We start from the raw sequence: 3,459 nt of genomic DNA, 5'->3' as shown, positions 1-3,459 counted from the left end.
CGCCACTTGCGACGGCAAACCTTGGCGATTGGAGGCGCAATCAAAACCAGTTGCACATTAAAAAAGAACCCGGCTAATTGCCGGGTTCAGTTACAAATCCTAGATTTAAAATTCCTGCGCGCTGCACTGCGGCCATGGTCTTAATGACATGTTCGTAATCAACTTTCCTGTCGCCGCGGATATGCACTTCTGGTTGCGGCTGTTTGCTGGCTTCTTTTGTCAAACGCTGATCCAACTCTTCCATAGTGACTTGTGTTTCATTCCAGTAAATATTGCCATCAGCATTGACCGCGAGATTCACTGTTTCCGGTTTCAATTCATTGGGCGTGTTGTCTGCGCGCGGCAAATCCACTTTTACTGAGTGAGTTAATACCGGCACAGTGATAATAAAAATAATCAACAACACCAACATCACATCCACCAAAGGCGTCATGTTGATTTCATTCATCACTTCTGTATCGTCGTCGAGTCCACCGCCGAAGGCCATGGCTTACACCTCTTTGCGTGGAGTGAGTTTGGTGATGACGCCTTTATTTTGCATTGGGCTGCCGGTAATAAAATACGCGTGCAATTGATGTGCAAAACGGTTGAGTTTATTGAGTACGCCTTTGTTGGCGCGCGTGAGGGCGTTGTAACCGAGCACAGCAGGAATTGCAACGGCCAAACCAAATGCGGTCATGATTAGGGCTTCACCCACTGGCCCCGCGACTTTATCGATACTCGCCTGGCCGGAAATGCCGATGCCCACGAGCGCGTGATAGATTCCCCACACGGTTCCGAACAATCCCACGAAGGGTGCTGTTGATCCTACTGATGCAAGAATCGCCAAACCGCGCTGCAACCGTTCGGCACTTTCATCGATAGAGCCTCGTAAACATGCCGTGAGCCATTCAGCGAGTGGCAAGTGGCCGTGCAAATCGGTTTTGTGATTGCTGTGGTGATCGAGTGCTGCCTGGCCTTCTTCAGCCAAATGCCGGAAAGGGGTTGCACGATCTTCACCGAGCGTGCGCAAACCTTCAGCAAAACTTTGCGCGTGCCAGAAATCATTCAGACCTTGTGACGAGCGACGCAAGCGCCATAAGCCCCAAGCGCGAACAACGATGACCCACCAGCTGGCGATGGACATGATCAATAAAATAATCGCGACGCCTTTGATCAACGCATCGCCCTGCTGCCAGATGGAAGCAATGCCGTAAGGTGAATCCATAAAAACCTCGCCTACTCATTAATGGAAAGTGTAAAAAATAAAAAGTACAAAAATTAATTCAAATTGAACTCAACCGGCTGTTCATACCAAAAATCGATTTTTTTATCGCCTTGGGTCGCTGGTTGATAGCGCCAGTGCTTCACTGCTTTTACCGCCGTATCATCCAAACGTTTAAAACCGCTGGAAGTTTTTATTTTGATATCGCCGACCGTGCCGTCCGCTTTGATCAATATCTCTAAAACAACTATGCCTTCCTCGCGCAAGCGACGCGATAAACTCGGGTAAACCGGTGCCGGATTGCTTAATTGGCCAGCGTCAGCGCGCGGTGGTAATACCGGTGCTGGAGCAGGCTCTGCCGGTTTCGGCTCCACTGGTTTTTCTACCGGCTGTGGTGGTTCTGGTTCAGGTGCTTTTACCGCGCGTTCCGATGGTGGGGCTTTGGGCGGTGGTTTGGGTACCGGTTTTGGTTCGGGCTTTTTTTCCGGTGGTGGCGGAGGCGGTGGTGGTTCCGGTGGAGGTGGCGGTGCCTCTTCCGGTTCTGCCATCACCAATACGCCCTGGATAGTGGGCATCACAACTTCGACGGGTTTTGGCTCTGAGGGCGATAACACCACGGCCGCTAATACCCCGACATGGGCACCGATAACGAATAGAAAGGATATTAATGAAGCGTGTTTGGATTGCATCGGCGACTGCTGTGGGAGGTAATCGTGATTGTGAATAATAAGATGGCGCTAATGATAATATTTCTCATTGAATAAGGCAATCTAATCATGCGGGTCATCAGGAGAAGGGCAAATCCGTTATAACAATAGAGCACGGGCTGGCATAGATATTGGGTGTCGATGTTATACTCGGCCTCCCGCGCTTATGCGCTCCATCAGTAGGACTCCATGGAAATCTTTGTACTGCTCGGCCTGATTATCTTGAACGGCCTGTTTGCGATGTCGGAAATTGCGATTGTCACCGCAAAAAAATCCCGTTTGATGGCACTTGCCGCCAAGGGCAATAGCTCGGCGGAAGTCGCATTGAAATTAGCTGAAGATCCCACCCAGTTTTTATCAACCGTGCAAATCGGTATTACTTCCATCGGCATCATGAACGGTATTTTCGGTGAATCGATTCTTGCCGAACCTTTCGCGCTGTGGTTACAAACCTTTGGTGTGCCAGTTAACTTTAGCGATAATTTCGCCACTATTCTGGTCGTTGTGGTCGTCACTTATTTATCGATTGTGGTGGGCGAATTGGTCCCTAAACGTATTGGTCAACTCAGTTCAGAGCGCATCGCTTGTTACGTTGCGAAGCCCATGCAACTGCTGGCGATCATTACCAAACCCTTCGTGTATTTTTTGTCGGGCTCGACCCTTGCGTTGATGCGCGTATTTGGTTTCCATCAAACCCAAAATTCGCAAGTTACCCAGGAAGATATCCACGCAATCCTTGACGAAGGCTCCAGCTCAGGCGTGCTAGAGCAACAAGAGCATGCGATGGTAAAAAATGTATTGCGCCTGGAAGCGCGTAGCATTGTTTCATTAATGGTGCCGCGTTCGGATATTGTGTATTTGGATACCGCCTTACCGCTTGAAGAAAATTACCAGCGTGTTATGAAATCACCGCACTCGCGTTTTCCGGTGTGCACCAAACAAAGTGATAATTTAATCGGCGTGATTAATGCCAAAGAACTATTGGCTGAAGCCATTCGCGGTAGCACGGTTGATCTTGAATCCATGGCGCAGCCTTGCCATGTTGTTCCGGAATCATTAACCGGAATGGAGCTGTTGGAATTTTTCCGTTCATCGCACAGCCAAATGGTGTTTGTGGTGGACGAATATGGCGATCTCAAAGGCATAGTGACGCTGCAAGATTTATTAGAAGCACTCACCGGTGAATTTATTATGGGTGAGGGCGAAGACGCTTACATCATTCGCCGCGATGACGGCTCATTGTTATTGGATGGCATGCTCGCAATTATCGATTTGAAAGATTGCTTGCAGATTGATGATCTGCCGGGAGAGGGTGATTACGAAACTCTCAATGGTTTAATTATGTTACTGATGGGACGTATGCCTGCTACTGGCGATAAAGTTGTCGTGAAGGAATGGCTGCTGGAAATCGTCGATATGGACGGCCGCCGCATCGATAAAGTGCTCGCCTACAAATTAGATGATGAGGAGCTAACTGGATAGCCTGTTAACGCTGCTCCGCATACGTATTCATACCTGTCCCTATCTGGTTCCGCTTGGCATAAATCT

4 protein-coding genes are annotated in these 3,459 nt (G+C 49.0%); 1 reads left to right on the top strand and 3 read right to left on the bottom strand.

Annotated elements, in window-relative coordinates; genetic code table 11:
* Nucleotides 1-73 precede the first annotated feature (73 nt).
* The 3 genes from ACWA6V_RS19390 to ACWA6V_RS19380 are packed head-to-tail and all read right to left on the bottom strand — an operon-like array spanning nucleotide 74 to nucleotide 1,893.
* Nucleotides 74-487, bottom strand: a complete 414-nt coding sequence (locus ACWA6V_RS19390; protein WP_449524036.1) for an ExbD/TolR family protein — start codon at nucleotides 485-487, stop codon at nucleotides 74-76.
* Between the two features lie 3 nt (nucleotides 488-490).
* Complete coding sequence (locus ACWA6V_RS19385) at nucleotides 491-1,207, bottom strand: MotA/TolQ/ExbB proton channel family protein (protein ID WP_449524035.1); 717 nt, start codon at nucleotides 1,205-1,207, stop codon at nucleotides 491-493.
* Nucleotides 1,208-1,260: 53 nt separating this feature from the next.
* Complete coding sequence (locus ACWA6V_RS19380; RefSeq protein WP_449524034.1) at nucleotides 1,261-1,893, bottom strand: energy transducer TonB; 633 nt, start codon at nucleotides 1,891-1,893, stop codon at nucleotides 1,261-1,263.
* Nucleotides 1,894-2,100: 207 nt separating this feature from the next.
* On the opposite strand from ACWA6V_RS19380, the gene ACWA6V_RS19375 reads away from it, so the two are divergent.
* Complete coding sequence (locus tag ACWA6V_RS19375; RefSeq protein WP_449524033.1) at nucleotides 2,101-3,393, top strand: hemolysin family protein; 1,293 nt, start codon at nucleotides 2,101-2,103, stop codon at nucleotides 3,391-3,393.
* Nucleotides 3,394-3,459 lie beyond the last annotated feature (66 nt).

The sequence above is a fragment of the Cellvibrio sp. genome (assembly GCF_053579595.1).
Note: the sequence above shows the minus strand (reverse complement) of the source record. Positions and strands in the feature narration are given on the sequence as shown.